Annotated in this window: 13 protein-coding genes; 7 read left to right on the top strand and 6 right to left on the bottom strand. The window is 69.8% G+C overall.

All coding sequences use genetic code 11. From position 1 onward, the window contains the following. Positions 1 to 3: 3 nt before the first annotated feature. From EDD92_RS13765 to EDD92_RS13780, 4 genes are all read left to right on the top strand, one after another. Positions 4 to 756, top strand: a complete 753-nt coding sequence (locus tag EDD92_RS13765) for an ATP-binding cassette domain-containing protein (RefSeq protein WP_123964580.1) — start codon at positions 4 to 6, stop codon at positions 754 to 756. Beyond that, the gene (locus EDD92_RS13770) at positions 728 to 2,812 is read left to right on the top strand and encodes a YhgE/Pip domain-containing protein (RefSeq protein WP_123964581.1); all 2,085 of its coding nucleotides are present in this window, start codon (positions 728 to 730) and stop codon (positions 2,810 to 2,812) included. Before EDD92_RS13765 ends, EDD92_RS13770 begins: the two co-directional genes overlap by 29 nt. A 47-nt stretch (positions 2,813 to 2,859) precedes the next feature. Next, the gene (locus EDD92_RS13775; protein ID WP_123964582.1) at positions 2,860 to 3,495 is read left to right on the top strand and encodes a TetR/AcrR family transcriptional regulator; all 636 of its coding nucleotides are present in this window, start codon (positions 2,860 to 2,862) and stop codon (positions 3,493 to 3,495) included. A 481-nt stretch (positions 3,496 to 3,976) separates the two neighbouring features. Further along, a complete protein-coding gene (locus EDD92_RS13780; protein ID WP_185124006.1) occupies positions 3,977 to 5,482 on the top strand; it encodes an NAD(P)/FAD-dependent oxidoreductase in 1,506 nt (501 codons plus the stop codon). Between the two features lie 61 nt (positions 5,483 to 5,543). Here EDD92_RS13780 and EDD92_RS13785 read toward each other — a convergent pair whose 3' ends face one another. The 5 genes from EDD92_RS13785 to EDD92_RS13805 all read right to left on the bottom strand — a co-directional run bounded on the left by EDD92_RS13785 (position 5,544) and on the right by EDD92_RS13805 (position 10,253). Beyond that, the gene (locus EDD92_RS13785; protein WP_123964583.1) at positions 5,544 to 6,512 is read right to left on the bottom strand and encodes a hypothetical protein; all 969 of its coding nucleotides are present in this window, start codon (positions 6,510 to 6,512) and stop codon (positions 5,544 to 5,546) included. A 56-nt stretch (positions 6,513 to 6,568) separates the two neighbouring features. After that, positions 6,569 to 7,492: a methylenetetrahydrofolate reductase [NAD(P)H] gene (metF, locus tag EDD92_RS13790; RefSeq protein ID WP_123964584.1), complete on the bottom strand. Its 924-nt coding sequence runs from the start codon at positions 7,490 to 7,492 to the stop codon at positions 6,569 to 6,571. A 239-nt stretch (positions 7,493 to 7,731) separates the two neighbouring features. Continuing rightward, entirely contained in the window at positions 7,732 to 8,388 is a 657-nt protein-coding gene (gene thiE / locus EDD92_RS13795) for a thiamine phosphate synthase (protein ID WP_123964585.1), read from the bottom strand. Positions 8,389 to 8,548: 160 nt separating this feature from the next. Continuing rightward, positions 8,549 to 8,920 (bottom strand): Rv2175c family DNA-binding protein, encoded by a 372-nt coding sequence (locus tag EDD92_RS13800; RefSeq protein WP_030932752.1) that lies wholly within the window; start codon positions 8,918 to 8,920, stop codon positions 8,549 to 8,551. A gap of 91 nt (positions 8,921 to 9,011) precedes the next feature. Continuing rightward, positions 9,012 to 10,253: an NAD(P)/FAD-dependent oxidoreductase gene (locus EDD92_RS13805; protein WP_123964586.1), complete on the bottom strand. Its 1,242-nt coding sequence runs from the start codon at positions 10,251 to 10,253 to the stop codon at positions 9,012 to 9,014. 626 nt (positions 10,254 to 10,879) lie between these two features. Here EDD92_RS13805 and EDD92_RS13810 point away from each other — a divergent pair. The 3 genes from EDD92_RS13810 to EDD92_RS13820 all read left to right on the top strand — a co-directional run bounded on the left by EDD92_RS13810 (position 10,880) and on the right by EDD92_RS13820 (position 14,450). After that, a complete protein-coding gene (locus tag EDD92_RS13810) occupies positions 10,880 to 11,641 on the top strand; it encodes a hypothetical protein (RefSeq protein WP_123964587.1) in 762 nt (253 codons plus the stop codon). A gap of 877 nt (positions 11,642 to 12,518) precedes the next feature. Next, positions 12,519 to 13,271 (top strand): hypothetical protein, encoded by a 753-nt coding sequence (locus EDD92_RS13815; protein WP_123964588.1) that lies wholly within the window; start codon positions 12,519 to 12,521, stop codon positions 13,269 to 13,271. A 375-nt stretch (positions 13,272 to 13,646) separates the two neighbouring features. Continuing rightward, entirely contained in the window at positions 13,647 to 14,450 is an 804-nt protein-coding gene (locus EDD92_RS13820) for an NUDIX domain-containing protein (protein ID WP_123964589.1), read from the top strand. On the opposite strand, the gene EDD92_RS13825 is transcribed toward EDD92_RS13820, so the two are convergent. After that, positions 14,434 to 15,570, bottom strand: coding sequence for a helix-turn-helix transcriptional regulator (locus EDD92_RS13825; RefSeq protein WP_123964590.1), 1,137 nt, complete (start codon positions 15,568 to 15,570; stop codon positions 14,434 to 14,436). The genes EDD92_RS13820 and EDD92_RS13825 overlap by 17 nt on opposite strands.

The raw sequence follows: 15,570 nt of genomic DNA on the forward strand, positions 1-15,570 counted from the left end.
GGGATGGGGGGAACCGTGCCCGGAATCGGTGTCACGGCCCGCGGCCTCGGAGTCAGGGGCCCTCGCGGCTGGGCCTTCCGCGACGTCACGTTCGACGCGGAGCCCGGCTCGCTGATCGCGATCGAGGGACCGTCCGGGTCCGGCCGTACCTGCCTGCTGCTCGCGCTCTCGGGACGGATGAAGCCCACCGCGGGAGCGGTCGAGGTGGGCGAGTGGAAGCTGCCCAAGCAGATGGCGGCCGTGCGCCGGGTCAGCGGGCTCGCGCATGTCGCCGGGGTCACCGACCTCGAGCCGGCCCTGACCGTGGGCGAGCATCTGCTCGAACGGGCGCTGCTGCAGCGGCGGTTCGGCGACTCACTGCGCGCGCTGCTGCGGCCGCGCAAGGAGCGCACGGCCGAGGCCAGGCTGCGCATCGATACCGCGCTGGCCGCCGCCGGGCTGGACCGGGAGGCCCTGCCCAAGGGTTCCCGGACGGCCGTACGCGATCTGGAGCGGCTGGAGGCGCTGCGGCTGTCCATCGCGCTCGCCCTGCTCGGACAGCCCCGGCTGCTCGCCGTCGACGACACCGACCTGAAGCTCTCGGATGCCGAACGGGCCGAGGTCTGGGCGCTGTTGAGGTCGATCGCCGCGGCCGGGACGACCGTCGTGGCGGTGTGCAGCGAGGCACCGCAGGACACCGTCGTCGTAGCCACCACGGAGAAGGCCACCACGGAGAAGGAGAAGGCCGATGCGCTCGCCGAAACTGGCCGCTCTTGAGCTCAGGCGGTTCCGCCGGGGCAGGCTGCCGCGCGCCGCCCTGGTGGCGCTGCTGGTGCTGCCGCTGCTGTACGGCGCCCTGTACCTGTGGTCGTTCTGGGACCCGTACGGCCGTCTGGACCGCATCCCCGTGGCGCTCGTCAACGACGACAAGGGGGCGAGGGCCGACGGGAAGAAGATCGCGGCGGGCGAGGCCATCACCGAGGGGCTGCGCGACAGCGACACCTTCGACTGGCACGAGGTGAGTGCCGAGGACGCACGCGCGGGTGTGGAGGACGGCAGGTACTACCTGTCGCTGACCATGCCCTCGGACTTCAGCAAGCGGATCGCGTCCAGCGCGGGCGCCTCCCCGGAGACGGGCGCGCTCCAGGTGCGTACGAACGACGCGAACAACTACATCGTCGGGCAGATCTCCCGGACGGTGTTCAGCGAGGTGCGCCAGGCCGCGTCCGCGAAGGCGTCGCGGTCCTTCCTGGACAAGATCTTCATCTCGTTCTCCGACATCCACGGGGCGACGGTGAAGGCCGCGAACGGCGCCGACCAGCTCAACGGCGGCATCGGGAAGGCGGAGAAGGGCTCCAAGGATCTCGCCGACGGCCTGAACGACGCCAAGGACGGCAGCGGCAGGCTGTCCACCGGCCTGACGAAGCTCGACACGGGCGCGGGCGACCTGGCGGACGGCTCGAAGCAGGTCGCGGCGGGCACGCAGACGCTCGCCGACAAGGTCAACGGGATCGACAAGAAGGTGGGCCCGTTCCTCAAGGGCAACGAGAAGACCATCGGGGACACCGCCCGGCTCGTCGCCGACTCCTCCAAGGCGATCCGCGACAACCTCGACACCCTGGTGAAGACGGCCCCGGCCGCCGCCAAGGGCGCCCACGCGGCCTCCGACGCGCTGAACGACGTCTACCGGGCGCGCTGCCAGGACGCCGTACTGCCGGATCCGGCCTGCTCCGACCTGAAGAAGGCGAAGGACGCGGCCGCCGACGTGGCGACGATCGCCGACGACCTCAACACGCTGATCGGCGACCAGCACGGCGACCTGAAGAAGCTCGACGGCAACCTGGCCACTCTCCAGACGCAGGCCCAGGCGCTCGCCGACCGGGCACCACACCTGTCCGAGGACCTCGACGACGCCGTATCCAAGATCAACAAGCTGAACGAGGGCGCCGGGAAGGTAGCTGACGGCGCGCAGAAACTGCACCAGGGGCTCGGTACGGCCAAGAGCGGCGCCGGAGACCTGGACGAGGGCGTCGGAAAGCTGAAGACCGGCGCCGAGACCCTCAACGGCGGCATGTTCCGGCTCGTCGACGGCTCCGGGAAGCTCGCGGGCGGGCTGCACGACGGCGCCGGGAAGATCCCCGACTACGACAAGCAGGACCGCAACCAGCGCACCGAGGTGATGTCCGACCCCGTCAAGCTCGTCTCAAAGGACCTCCACAAGGCGCCCAACTACGGCACCGGGTTCGCCCCGTACTTCATTCCGCTGTCCCTGTGGGTGGGCGCGATGGTGGCGTACATGCTGATCCCCCCGATGAACCGGCGCGCACTCTCCACGGGCGCCCCCGCGTGGCGGATCGCGCTGGCCGGCTGGCTGCCGGTGGTGGCGATCGGCGTCCTGCAGACGGTGTCCCTGATGGCGGTCCTGCACTGGGCGATCGGCCTGCAGATGACCCGGACGGCGGGAACGGTCGGCTTCCTGTTCCTGGTGACGGCGTGCTTCGGGGCGATCGTGCAGTGGCTGAACGCGCGCTTCGGAGCGGCGGGCCGGATCCTCGTCCTCGCCCTGCTGATGCTCCAGCTGACCTCCGCGGGCGGTACGTATCCGGTGCAGACCAGCCCCGGGTTCTTCAACGCGATCCACCCGTTCCTGCCGATGAGCTACATCGTGGGGGCCCTCAGGAGGCTCATCACGGGCGGCGGCCTCGGGCCTGTGTGGCACGCGTGCGTGGTGCTCGTCGCGTTCACCGCGGGGGCGCTCGCGCTGACCGCCGTGTCGGCCCGGCGCCGGCAGGTGTGGACCCTGGACCGGCTGCACCCGGAGCTGAGCCTGTGAGCGCGGAGGTGACATCTCGGGGCACGGCTCCTGTGACAATCAGGCCCATGGAAAGCAGCAGCGCCACGTCGGGCGGCAGCGCCCGCCGCGAGGCCACCCGGCAGAAGCTCTACGAGGCCGCCGTCACGCTCATCGCCGAGCAGGGTTTCTCCGCCACCACGGTGGACGAGATCGCCGAGCGGGCCGGGGTCGCGAAGGGCACGGTCTACTACAACTTCGCGAGCAAGTCGGTCCTCTTCGAGGAGCTGCTGCGGCACGGGGTCGGCCTCCTCACCATCTCCCTCCGGGAGGCGGCCGAGCGCACTGCCAGGGACGGCGGTACCAAGGTGGACGCCCTGGACGCGATGATCCGGGCCGGTCTCGTCTTCATCGAACGCTATCCGGCCTTCACGCAGCTGTACGTGGCCGAGCTGTGGCGCACCAACCGGGCCTGGCAGTCCACCCTGATGGTGGTCAGGCAGCAGGCGGTCGCGGTCGTCGAGGACGTCCTGCGCGCGGGCGTGGCCGCCGGCGAGTTCAGCGCCGAGATCGATGTGCCGCTGACCGCGTCCGCGCTGGTCGGGATGGTCCTGGTGGCCGCACTGGACTGGCAGTCCTTCCAGCCGGAGCGCTCCCTGGACGACGTCCATGCGGCGCTGTCCCGGCTGCTCCAGGGACGCGTCAGCGGTCGCAGCGGGAGCTGATCGCATACGAAAGCGCCGGTCCGGTGTGGCCGCGTCCCCCGCGGGCCACCTCGAACCGGCGCCTTCTCGTGCTCCCCCGTTGTACTCCCCCGTCGTGCTTCCCCCGGTTTTCCCCCGTTGGGCCCCCGTTTCGGCCGTTCCCCCGGGTTCCCCCCGTGCCTCGCTCCCGCCGGCCTCGGCCGACGGAAGGAGCGGATCCGGGGCGGCTCCGTTCCGGCGCCCCGTGTCGCCGGTGCCGGAGCCGTGCCCCTTTCCGTGTCTCCACTCTCTCGTTCGCGCAGGTCGGGCCCCATCCGCGCGCGTACTCATCTCACCCCCTAGGTACGGATACTCAGACCTGCGCACTCATGCGCAGAACGCTCCGTTGCCGACTGGTGACGTTCGCGTCCGCATCCGTACTCCCCTCGGGCCGGGGTCAGGGGTTTTGTCCGGCGGACCACCCGTGCCGTGACTGTCAGTGGCGGTCGATAAAGTCGCAGGCATGGGACGGATTGCGGTGATCGGCGCCGGGATGGGCGCGATGGCGGCCGCCGCCCGGCTGGCCGTCGCGGGCCACCGGGTGGCGGTGTACGAGCGTGCGGAGACGTACGGCGGAGCGGTGCGCCGCTTCGAGCGGGACGGCTTCGGCTTCGACACCGGTCCCGGGCTGCTGACCCTGCCCGCGGTCTGGCGCGATCTGTTCATCAAGACCGGCAGGCAACCGCTGGAGGAGTGCGTCGAGCTGGTCCAGGTCGACCCGTCCTCGCGGCACGTCTTCGCGGACGGCACCGCCGTCGCGCTGCCGAACGCCTCGCGCGCAGGAGTGGTCGCCGCTCTGGACGAGGCGCTCGGGGCGGGCGCGGGCGGCCGCTGGGGCGACTTCCTGGTGCGGGCCCGCGAGGCCTGGGACCGCACTCGCCGGCCGCTGCTGGAGGAGCCCTTGTGGCCCAACTGGGCGGTACTGGCCGGCCGCGAGCCGTACCCGGCAGTCCCGCACAAGCGGCTGCTGCGCACCCGGCGCGCCGCCACCCTCGCCGAGGTCGGCGCCTGGGAGCTGCGCGATCCCCGGCTCACGGCGCTCCTGGAGAGTTACGCCCTCGCGTACGGCCTCGACCCGCGCGTCACCCCGGCGAGCGCGGCCGTGCTGCCGTACATGGAGCACGCCTTCGGCAGCTGGTATGTCCGCGGCGGCGTACGGGAGTTGGCGCGCGCGGTGTACGAGCGGTGTGTGGCCCGCAGGGTCGAGTTCCACTTCGGCGCCGAGGTGACGGGGGTGCTGGAGAAGGACGGCCGGGCGGCCGGGGTGGAGCTGGATGACGGGACGGTTGCGGAGGCGGACCATGTGGTCGCCGGTGTGCATCCCGTACGTCTGCAGGGGCTGACGGAGCGCCGGCTCGACGACGAGGGTGATGTACGCCCCGACACGGCAGCCCGCCCCGGGCGGTTCACCGTGCTGCTGGCGCTGCGCGGCCCGCGGGAGACCGGTGCGCTTCATCACACGGTCGTGCACGCACCCGACCGCACGGCCGAGTTGGAGTCTCTGCACTCCGGTGCGGATGAGCCCGTGCGGCCCACGGTGACCGTGCTGCGGCCGGACGACCCGGCGCTGCGACCGGACGAGGAACACGAGTCCGTGGTCCTGTCCGCAGCGGTCCCGGCGGAGGGCGACTGGCACCGGTCGGAGCGGGGCGAACGTTTTGCGGACCTGCTCGTCGCCGCGGCCGAGGCCGCGATACCCGGACTGCGCGAGCGGCTGCTGTGGCGCGAGGTCCGGTCGCCGGGTCTCGGCGAGGACGAGACGGGCGCCGCCTTCGGGGGCGTGTCCGCTCCCTCGCTGGCCGCCGGGGAAGGACGCTTCCTGCACCCGGCCAACACCACCAGGTTCCCCGGGCTGTACCGGGTCGGCGGCTGGTCGCACCCCGGCGGGGGGCTGCCGCACGCCGGTATGTCGGGGGCACTGGTGGCCGGTCTGATCGTGGAGGGGCCGGAGTTCCGGGGTTCTCAGTGAGCGCCCCGGCCTGACGGGCCCTCAGAAGCAGTCCTGGCCCTCAGAAACGGTACTGCGCGTTTCAGAAGCGGTACTGCTCGTCGTATCCGTTCCCCTGAGCCTGGCCCTGCCCCTGTCCCTGGCCGTTGTCCTGGTAGGGGTAGGGCTGCTCCTGCGGGAGCTCGCCGCCGTAGGCCTCGTCGGTGCGCTGCTGCGGGACCCACACCCCGCCGGACGGCGTCTGGCCGTCGTAGGTGCCGGTGGCGTACTGGTCCTGGCCGTAGCCCTGCTGGCCGTACTGGCCGTAGGCGTCGTAGCCGCCGCCGTAGGTCTGGGTGCCGATGTACGGGTCGGAGTAGGCGGCGTACTGCTGCTGGCCGGTGGTGTCGTAGCCGTACTGCTGCTGGTTGTAGCCGGAGTAGTCGTACCCGTAGGACTGGTCGGCGCCCTGGGCGGCCGTCGCGTACTGGTCCTGGGACTGCCCCGTGTTCGCGTAGGACGCATCGGCGGCGGCGTACGCGGGGTCGCTGTATATGCCGTAAGAGCCGGTGTCGTCGGGCAGGGGCTGCGGCTCGTAGACCGCGGTGGACTCGGCGGGGGCGGGCTGGGAGGAGCGGGCGGGCGTGAAGACGTCGTCGCGGTCGTAGTCGTCCTCGTTGCCGTAGGACACGCTCTCGCGGTTGTAGACGCCCTGGTCGTCGTGGCCCCCGTCGCCCGGCTCGAGGTCGGAGACCTCCAGGGTCGGGTCCTGGTGGTCCGGTTCGCCGCGGCGGCGCTTGCTGACGCCCCCGATGCCCGTCCGGCTGACCGCCCAGCCGGACGCGAAGCCGCGGCGGAACGACAGCGTGACGTAGGTCTGGCCGACCGCGAACGCTGCAGCGCCGAGACCGATGACGATCACCGAGGGGATCAGTACCCCCAGCACGACGCCGAGGAAGCCGGCGAAGGCGAGCAGCCGCCAGCGCAGGCGCGCCTTGTACTGCAGCAGCACCTCACCCAGCAGCCACAGCGCGACAATTCCGAACGCGATGTAGAGGACCGTCCAGCCCATGTACGCCCCTCTCCGAGTCGCCGCTACGCAGTGTGTCGTATACCCGTGCGGCCGGTCTAGGCCTGCGGGGGGTGGTGCAGGCCCAGGTTTTCGTAGATTTCCAGCGTCGCCGTGGAGTTGTTGAGCGTGATGAAGTGCAGTCCGGGCACTCCCTCGGCCAGCAGCCGCGCGCAGAACTCCGTGGCGAATTCGATGCCAATGGAGCGTACAGCGGTCGGATCGTCTTTTGCTGTGAGGATCCGCTCTTTCAGGGCGGAGGGGATGACGGCGTTGCTGAGCTGCGGCAGCCGCTCCAGCATCTTCACGCTGGTCACCGGCATGACCTCGGGGATGACGGGGGTGTCGCAGCCGGCCGCGACGACTCGGTCACGCAGCCGCAGATAGGACTCCGGCTGGAAGAACATCTGTGTGATGGCATAGTCGGCGCCGGCCCGGCACTTGTCGACGAAGCGGGCGACGTCCGTGTCCCAGTCCTCGGAGCGCGGGTGCATCTCCGGGAAGGCCGCGACGCCGACACAGAAGTCGCCCGACTCCTTGATGAGCTGGACGAGTTCGGCGGCGTAGGTCAGTCCCGTCGGATGCGGCACCCAGTCGCCCATGGGGTCGCCGGGCGGGTCGCCGCGCACGGCGAGCATGTTGCGGATCCCGGCGTCGGCGTACTGGCCGATGATGTTGCGCAGCTCGGCGATGGAGTGGTTGACCGCGGTGAGGTGGGCGACCGGGGTGAGCGTGGTGTCGGCGGCGATCTGCTCGGTCGCCTTCACCGTGCCCGCGCGCGTGGAGCCGCCCGCCCCGTACGTCACGGAGACGAAGCTGGGGGCCACGGCCTCGACCCTGCGGAGCGCGTTCCAGAGGTTGCGTTCGCCCTTCTCCGTCTTCGGAGCCCAGAACTCGAACGAGAACGTCGTCTTGCCGGTCGCGAGCATGTCACGCACCGTGCGCGCGTGGTCAGTCCTGGTGGATGCGGTTCCGAGGGCCATACCCGCAGGTTAGTCAGGGGGCGGCGGCTCCCCAACCAGATGCGGGATATTTGCCCGATTTGTCTATTTGTTGTCCACCTATCGGACAACCCGGCGGACATTCTTCGGACAAGCAGCCGGGCATTCCGTCCGACAAGCTGCCACGCATTCCGTCGGACAAGCTGCGGGATTTCCATCGGACAATCCGCCTGACGCCCATCGGACAATACGTCGGACGGCAGACCCCGGTCGGGCCTGCGCTACGCGCTCCGGAGCCGCTTCGCGAACTCCTGCGCCGCCGCGCCCGGATCGTCGGCCTCCGTGATCGCGCGGACGACCACGACGCGGCGGGCACCGGCCTCGAGCACCTCGTCCAGGTTCCCGAGATCGATGCCACCGATGGCGAACCAGGGGCGCTCGGTGCCCAGGGAGGCGGTGTACCGGACCAGGTCGAGGCCGGGGGCGTGACGGCCGGGCTTGGTGGGGGTCGGCCAGCAGGGGCCGGTGCAGAAGTAGTCGACGCCCTCCTGGACGGCGGCCGCGGCGGCCTCGGACTCGGCATGGGTGGAGCGGCCCACGAGGACGTCCTCACCGAGGATCGCGCGGGCCGCGGGGACCGGGAGGTCGCCCTGGCCGAGGTGGAGCACATCGGCGCCGGCGGCGTGCGCCACGTCCGCGCGGTCGTTGACGGCGAGGAGCCTGCCGTGACGGGCGCAGGCGTCGGCGAAGACCTTGAGGTGCTCCAGCTCCTCGGCCGCCTCCATGCCCTTGTCGCGCAACTGCACGATGTCGACCCCGCCCGCCAGGACGGCGTCCAGGAACGCCGGCAGGTCGTCCTGGCGCCTGCGGGCGTCCGTGCAGAGGTAGACGCGGGCGTCGGCGAGCTCGGCGCGTGCGGTGGTGGCGGTGTCGGGCATACGAGGGTCCCCCGTGGGTGTCGTTCCTGGTCGGCGGCATACGGGCCGCTGGCCGGCCGTGGCCGTCGGTTTCTGCGGGCCGCAGTGAACCACGGCCGCGGCCCTGCCTGCGCGGACCTCGGCCCGTAAGCCGGACGGTGTTCGGTTCAGCCTGTTCGGATCAGACGGCGAGCGCCTGGGCCCGGCGCTTCACCTCCGTACCGCGATTCTCGCTCAGGGCCTGCGCGGGGGTGCCGGGCAGGCTGTCGTCGGGGGTGAAGAGCCACTCGATCATCTCTTCGTCGGTGAAGCCGTCATCCCTCAGGAGCGTCAGGGTCCCGGTCAGGCCCTTGACGACCTTCTGCTCGGCCTCGTCGATGAATGCGGCGGGGACGTGCAGCGCGCGGTTCTCACCTCGGCGTACGGCGATGAGCTGGCCCTCCTTGACCAGCTGCCGCACACGCGTCACCTCGACATCGAGCATCTCTGCGATGTCGGGGAGGGTGAGCCAGGCGGGGACGAGAGCTTCGATCTTTGCGTCAATCTCGGTCACGGAATCAAGCCTGCCATCCCGCACTGACAGTCGGAAGCCAGAATCGTCCGACCTGGGGTTTCGCCACCCCTCGTGGCCGCCGTCCTGCGTACTAGGCCGTCGCCGTCTTCATGGGCCGCGCCGGGTCCGCCAGCAGCTCCGGGTCCATCGGGGTGCCCGCCTCGATCAGCCGTCTGCCCTGTGCGAGGTCCCTCGGCCTGCCGACCGCCAGCAGGGCGACCAGGCGGCTCTCGCGCAGCCAGCAGACGGACCAGGCGGGGCCGTGGGGGTCGCCGCGCCACAGGGTCGTGTCGGCGGCGGTGTGGTGGCCCGCGTACTGGACGAAGCGGCCGAACTGCTCGGACCAGAAGTACGGGACCGGGTCGTAGACCGCGGGGGGCTCGCCGGTGGTCTCGCCGATGATGTTCGCGGCGACCGTGCGCGGGCCCTGGAGGGCGTTGTCCCAGTGGTGGACCAGCAGGCGCTCGCGGTACCGTCCGGAAGGGAAAGAGGCGCAGTCGCCGACGGCGTAGATGTCTGGTGCCGAGGTGCGCAGGTGGGCGTCGGCGACGACTTCGCGGTGCGCGCCGAGCTCGACGCCGGCACCCGCCAGCCAGGCCGTGGCGGGGCGTGCGCCGATGCCGACCACGACCGCGCCGGCGGGCAGCCGGGAGCCGTCGTCGAGGACGACCGCGCCGGGCTCGATGTGTGCCACGCGCGCGTGCGTACGCAGCTCGGCGCCCGCGTCGGCGTACCAGGCGGCCATCGGTGCGGCCACCTCGGCGGGCAGCGCGCCGGCGAGCGGGCGGTCCGCGGCCTCGACGACGGTCACCGCGCAGCCCGCCTCGCGCGCGGCCGTGGCGAACTCCGCGCCGATCCAGCCCGCGCCGACCACCACGATGTCGTGCTGCCTGGCCAGCACGGGCCGCAGCCGCTCGGCGTCGTCCAGGGTGCGTAGCAGGTGCACGCCGGGCACGCCCTCGGTGCCCGGCAGCGTGATCGGTTCGGCGCCGGTCGCAAGGACCAGGACGTCGTACGGCACGGGCCCGTTCTCGGTGTCCAGCTCGTGCTCACCGGGGCGCACGCCGAGCACCTCGCACCCCAGGTGCAGTTCGATGCCGAGCGCCTCGAAGTCGACGTCGAAGGCGGAGCCCTCGGACTTGCCGAGCAGGACGGCCTTGGACAGCGGCGGCCGGTCGTACGGCTGGTGGGGCTCGGCGCCGATCACCGTCACGGTGCCGGTGAAGCCCTGTTCGCGCAGGGCGACCGCGGTCTGGACACCGGCCATGCCCGCGCCGACGACGACCACGCGCCGCCCCGGTGACGTGCTCACTTCCCGCGTCTGCTCGCTCACCTGATCACCATAGACTCGTGACAGGTATCGCTTACCTGCAAACGGGGTACGCGATGCCCCCGTAACCAGGCATGAAGCACTCGTTGTCTGTCGTTGCCTGTCGTCGTTGGCCACCCTCGGACGGCCCACAGACGGCCCGGCTCCCGGCTCCCGGCTCCGAAGAGCCTCTAGCGCTAGCGGCAGGGGTCGCTAACGTTAGCGACCCCGCTAGCAGCCAAAACCGCTGGTGACCAGCACGTTAGCGGTTAGCGAGCCATCTGGGCAGACCTCCGGAATCGGGCTGTACGGCGCCTGTGGGTGGGGCGCCGGCCGGATCGCTATCGGGCCGGACCGTGCCGGGTCATCGCCGCCGTGGGGAAGAGCAGGAAGGAGCGGCCTACGGCCGCGCGTCCCTTGGCAGCTCGCTGCGCTCGCGCGGCGACCCCGTCGGGGCGACCGGCCGTGGGCACAAGCAAGAGGAGCACCCCGTGCCCAGGTTGCGGACGCTGCGGATGATAGCCCCGAGTCTGAAGAGGCCACCTCACCGCGGGTGTAGGTGGCCTCTTCAGACTGCCGCGACAGAGAGCGTTCGGTGAAGTTTCACAGACATCGCACCAAGCGGGTGCAGCGTCGGCCACATTGGGACGATGGCGGATCCAACAGCGTTCTACAGCGTCATCAGCGGAATCGGCGGGGCACTCATCGGCGGCGTTGCAGGCGTGTACGGGCCAGTCCGGATCGACAAGCGCCGTCGCGAACATGAGCTGCACATCGAGAACCTGCGCCGGGAGTTTGAGATACAAGCGCAGGCGCGAGCGGCCGACCTAGAGGCCCGACGCCTCCGGGATGAAGCGAACGCACGCGAGCAGGCAATCGAAGCGGAGAGGCGACGCCTACGGGCTGAAGAGGACGCACGCAAGAAGGCGGCCAGTCAAGAAGAGAGCGAGAAGGTGCTTGCAGCTATCGCGGATGCGACCGTGGCTCTCCAGGACTGGCACCGCCTCATCGCCCGGACCCTCCAGGACCTTGCCGCGGAGCGCGAGGTCAACGTTGCCGAGTTCGACGAATCCGCAGAACCCGTCATGCACTCTGTAGCTGAGGCCATTTCCTTGGTAAGCAACAGGTCGTTCCGCTCCGTGCGCCAGAACGGGCACACCGGCGACCCGTCGGGGGACGCAGACGGGCGCCAACCGGTGACCCTCGCGATGCAACAGGTAACCCTCGAACTCCGGCGCCAACTCCTTGCGCCGCAATCTGGCCTCGACGTCGGCGACAGCATCACCGCGCGTACGGACACGATCCGCGATGACCTGATGCGGGTCTTCAGGGCGGAGCGGGAGCTTCAGGTTGGCCCACCCATCGTCGTCAACGCCACCATGGTCGCTGCGGCCGAGACGTATAGGCCTTGACACTGACAGGACTGAAACACGCAGGCACCCCCCGCGTGTTTCATGGTGCTAGAGGGGAACAGCGGCCGTCGCGCGCGAGCGCAGCGAGGGAGCCAGGCGGCACACCCTGCCCTGACACCCGCGTAACGCCTGACACCGTCACGGCCGCCTGACACCCAAACCCCTAGGCAGGCGCGGGTGTCACGCTCCCTAACAGCGCGCGCTGACACCTCCTGACACCTGGCCCTAACACCCGCACGTTCCCCCCACGCTCCTGCGAGCGGCAGCTCAGGGGTGGGCACTCGTCACCTCCGCTTGGAAGGCATCCACGGGCGCCACGACCGCCCTGTACAAGCAAGAGGAGCACGCCCCCGGGAACGGGTGCTCCTCTTGCTTGTACGCGTCCTCGGGGCCTTCCAAGGGGCGGGCGGCAAGCTTGGGTAAGCGCCGCCGGGCCCGTTCTGCTCTCACGGCCCACCACGGCTCTTCAGCAGGGGGCAGACGGGCGTCCGTACCGCGACCCTGCCCCCGACTGAAGAGCCTTCCTTCTCTCTTACTAGAGAGTTGAGGGAAGATAGCGTCCGCAGCGTCCGCCGGGCTTGCCTCACCCCTTCTGACCTGCGGTGTTGCTGCGGACGCTAAACAAAATGTTTAGCGTCCACCAGCGTCCGCAGCGTCCGGCCACGCTCCGCTACTAAGAGCGTCTTTCCGCAGATCAGAGCCGCTCTTAGGTGAGGCAGGTTGCGGACACTGCGGACGCTAGCCCCGAGTCGGGAGGGCTGAAGAGACCACTTCGGCTGGTTGCGGGTGGCCTCTTCGACTGCCGCAACCGGAGAGCGTTCGGTGAAGTTTCACAGACGTTGCACCAAGCGGGTGCAGCGTCGGCCACATTGGGACGATGGCGGATCCAACAGCGTTCTACAGCGTCATCAGCGGAATCGGCGGGGCACTCATCGGCGGCGTTGCAGGCGTGTACGGGCCAGTCCGGATCGACAAGCGCCGTCGCGAACATGAGCTGCACATCGAGAACCTGCGCCGGGAGTTTGAGATACAAGCGCAGGCGCGAGCGGCCGACCTAGAGGCCCGACGCCTCCGGGATGAAGCGAACGCACGCGAGCAGGCAATCGAAGCGGAGAGGCGACGCCTACGGGCTGAAGAGGACGCACGCAAGAAGGCGGCCAGTCAAGAAGAGAGCGAGAAGGTGCTTGCAGCTATCGCGGATGCGACCGTGGCTCTCCAGGACTGGCACCGCCTCATCGCCCGGACCCTCCAGGACCTTGCCGCGGAGCGCGAGGTCAACGTTGCCGAGTTCGACGAATCCGCAGAACCCGTCATGCACTCTGTAGCTGAGGCCATTTCCTTGGTAAGCAACAGGTCGTTCCGCTCCGTGCGCCAGAACGGGCACACCGGCGACCCGTCGGGGGACGCAGACGGGCGCCAACCGGTGACCCTCGCGATGCAACAGGTAACCCTCGAACTCCGGCGCCAACTCCTTGCGCCGCAATCTGGCCTCGACGTCGGCGACAGCATCACCGCGCGTACGGACACGATCCGCGATGACCTGATGCGGGTCTTCAGGGCGGAGCGGGAGCTTCAGGTTGGCCCACCCATCGAGATTGACCGCATCCTGGTCCTTGGGGACTCGGGGTGATCACCCTCCCGGATCTTGATGAGCACAGCGGTCCAGATCCCGGCAGGTAACGCTAGCCCCGAGTCGGGGAAGCAGAAGCGACCACCCCCGCGCGGGGCGAGGGTGGTCTCTTCAACGCCTGTCGATGGTGTGTGAGCGGCTGCAACACCGGAATGTTGCAGCCGCTTGTCCGGCGGACCGGCCAGAAGCACGCGACGACTCGAAGCGTCGCACGGCGGCTGTCGTGCGCGAGCGCAGCGAGCTGCCAAAGGTCGCGCGGCCGTAGGCCGCTCCGCACTACGCCTTGAGGACTCTTGAAAGTGTCCCCCACTGGGGAGAACGCCAACTGGCTACGCTGGTGTGCACCAGCCAACGAATGGGGAGCGTGCTGCGGGAATGGCAGAAACCAAGACGGCTCGGGTGGAGCGCACGATCCGTGAATGGGTCGGAGGGGGGAAGTTCTCGCCAGGCGACAAGATGCCGTCGGAGCGCACGCTGACGGAGGAACTCGACATCGGCCGCACCGCCCTGCGACAGGTGCTTGCGCGGCTCGTGGCGGAAGGCGTGCTGGAGGTGCAGGGGCGGAGTTCGTACCGAGTACCAGCGCCCTCCCCCACTCAGCGACGCGTGGGCGCCACCTCGGGCGAGCTGGAACCGTGGCAGATCCACGGCGAGCGGCCCGTGTATGACAACCGATGGGTCCGGCTTGACCTGGTCGACGTGGAGCCCCCGGGCGTGAAGCGCTTTGAGCACCATGTAGTGCGGCTGCAGCACGTCGCAATCACGGCTGTGCTGGACGACCAAGACCGTGTGCTCATGCTTTGGCGCTACCGCTTCGTACCGGACCAATGGGGCTGGGAGCTCCCGGGCGGCATCGTGGACGCGGGCGAGGACGCCCGTACGTGCGCGGCGCGGGAAGTCGAGGAAGAGACGGGTTGGCGCCCTACCAACCCTGACCACGTCGTCACGTATCAACCCATGGTCGGCATGGTGGACTCACCGCACGAGATCTTCGTAGCGCACGGTGCGGAGCAGGTGGGCGAGCCGACGGACGCGGAGGAAGCGGGCCGCGTCGAGTGGGTACCGCTCGCCGACATCCCCGACCTGATGGCGCGCGGTCAGCTCATGGGGTCCGGCACCCTCGTTGCCCTGCTGCATGTGCTCGCGAACAGGAAGAACACGCCTACAGCCTCTGCGTGAGCTCATCGATCCTGCGGCGATGCCGCGCCGATCCGGTGCGGCTCGCCAGTAGGCGTGCAGTCCGCACGTGCTCTTGCGCCTGGTCATACTCGCCGCGCGCCAAGTGCGCTTGGGCAAGGTCACACCTCAGACCGGATTCGGCGCGCACAAACGTGGAATCGAGCGAGTCCAGCGCCTGGTAGAGGCTGTCCACCGCGTCGTCATCCCCAAGCATCGCAAGGGCGTTGCCACGCCATCGGGCCAGGTGCGAGCCGTTCAAGAAGATGCTCAACATGTCTGGGTCCCGGGCTTCATCGCCGGGCGGCAGCACGGATGCGGCCATGTCCAGGGCCCGGCGGCAGTCGTCGGCCAGGTCGGGCCCAGCTTTGGCGCACAGCTCCGCTTCGGCCGCGTACAGCCAAGCCTGAAGACGGGGCGACATGTGGCCGCCTGCCGCCCTGTGAGCGTCGCGCACGAGCGCCACGGCCAGTTCCGGCCGCCCCGCCTCACTGAGGACGTATGCCTGTTCCGCCATGGCGTGAGCGAGGTACATGGGCTCTCCGGCTTCCTGTGCCGCCCTCTTGCCCAACTCGTAGTTTCGCCAAGCCCGTTCGACGGCCCCCGCGTCAAGGGCCTGCCAGGCCGCGAGCGTTGCGGCGGCAGCCAGCGCTTGAGCAACCGGCCGGCGGGTGTCGGGGAGGACCGCGAACGTGAGCGCGTCTTCAAGCCGGGCCAGGTGGCCCGTCATCTGGTCGACGAGAGCGGCGGCCCCCATCTGCCTGTCCATCGTGCGGAACAGCTCGGTCTGATCAGTGAAGGTCTTCACCATGCTGAGGCCGACGCTCCGAGCCGAATCGATTCGGCTGATGAGTTCGTCGTAGCCGCCTACCAGTGGCGGCCCGGCCGTCTGCGCTTCCCCGAGCAACTCCCCATCCGTGAGCCCAAGGAGCGGCCGGAGGATCGCCGCGAACCGCGCTGAGATCTTGCGCCTGCCGTTCTCCCACTCGGAGACGTAGACGCGGAGGCTCGCGGTCGTCGGAACGTCAAGCGCGTGCTGCCGGGCGTATCGCTCGATCTCCCGGACCAGACGCTCCTGAGACCAGCCGCGAGCATTTCGAGCGTCTCTCAACCGTTCACTCAC

The sequence above is a fragment of the Streptomyces sp. TLI_185 genome, assembly GCF_003814765.1.
GTDB lineage: Bacteria > Actinomycetota > Actinomycetes > Streptomycetales > Streptomycetaceae > Streptomyces.

Excerpts from the sequence above, each read along its gene's own strand:
- EDD92_RS13765 (WP_123964580.1), top strand. The coding sequence starts at position 4 with ATGGGGGGAACCGTGCCCGGAATCGGTGTCACGGCCCGCGGCCTCGGA.
- EDD92_RS13770 (WP_123964581.1), top strand. The coding sequence starts at position 728 with ATGCGCTCGCCGAAACTGGCCGCTCTTGAGCTCAGGCGGTTCCGCCGG.
- EDD92_RS13775 (WP_123964582.1), top strand. The coding sequence starts at position 2,860 with ATGGAAAGCAGCAGCGCCACGTCGGGCGGCAGCGCCCGCCGCGAGGCC.
- EDD92_RS13780 (WP_185124006.1), top strand. The coding sequence starts at position 3,977 with ATGGGACGGATTGCGGTGATCGGCGCCGGGATGGGCGCGATGGCGGCC.
- EDD92_RS13785 (WP_123964583.1), bottom strand. The coding sequence starts at position 6,512 with ATGGGCTGGACGGTCCTCTACATCGCGTTCGGAATTGTCGCGCTGTGG.
- metF (WP_123964584.1), bottom strand. The coding sequence starts at position 7,492 with ATGGCCCTCGGAACCGCATCCACCAGGACTGACCACGCGCGCACGGTG.
- thiE (WP_123964585.1), bottom strand. The coding sequence starts at position 8,388 with ATGCCCGACACCGCCACCACCGCACGCGCCGAGCTCGCCGACGCCCGC.
- EDD92_RS13810 (WP_123964587.1), top strand. The coding sequence starts at position 10,880 with ATGGCGGATCCAACAGCGTTCTACAGCGTCATCAGCGGAATCGGCGGG.
- EDD92_RS13815 (WP_123964588.1), top strand. The coding sequence starts at position 12,519 with ATGGCGGATCCAACAGCGTTCTACAGCGTCATCAGCGGAATCGGCGGG.
- EDD92_RS13820 (WP_123964589.1), top strand. The coding sequence starts at position 13,647 with ATGGCAGAAACCAAGACGGCTCGGGTGGAGCGCACGATCCGTGAATGG.